General features: G+C 55.7%; 1 protein-coding gene. It reads right to left on the bottom strand.

Annotated features, from left to right (window positions below):
* On the bottom strand, positions 1–111 hold a 111-nt coding region (locus tag EXE45_RS17735; protein WP_199233694.1), incomplete at its 3' end, for a transposase.
* Between the last annotated feature and the right edge of the window lie 388 nt (positions 112–499).

Here is a 499-nt window from a genome sequence, read left to right as displayed (position 1 = left end):
ACGGTTGGCAACCTCATCCGTCAGCACCGGCTTGCGGTACTTCGGGCACCAAACAAAGTGGTACCGAAGTTTGTGGATCTCGGTACGTTCCCTGTCGAACCCACGAGGCATCATCGTCATATAGATATTATTTATCTAAAGATGTTACGCAAGCATCTGGTTACAACCGTGGTTACGGACGTAGGTAGAGTCCCAGTTGCCAGCTTCATCCCATCTGTGAACGCGTGATCTTTCGCCTCGCTGCCACAGTAACCGCTCTCGGTCGGATTCCCCCAGCGTCCCCTCGCGGTGTGTACGACCACCCGCGCTGACGGGGTCTGTCGACGACAAGAAGCCAGATATTCTCGTCGCAGGACACCGGCCACGTTATGCCTAAAGCCGGCTCAGAGGACGACAACCGGCAGTCTTTGACGCGACGTGTTTCACGTAGATTCCACCGGCACCTCCCCAGCCGACACCTTTTATTACACCCCACCAACCAGATACCCTCCACCTCGAT

This window comes from Halorubrum sp. SP9, from assembly GCF_005435015.1.
GTDB lineage: Archaea > Halobacteriota > Halobacteria > Halobacteriales > Haloferacaceae > Halorubrum > Halorubrum sodomense.
The sequence above is the reverse complement of the archived record's forward strand: the minus strand, read 5'-3'. Positions and strand labels throughout refer to the sequence as shown.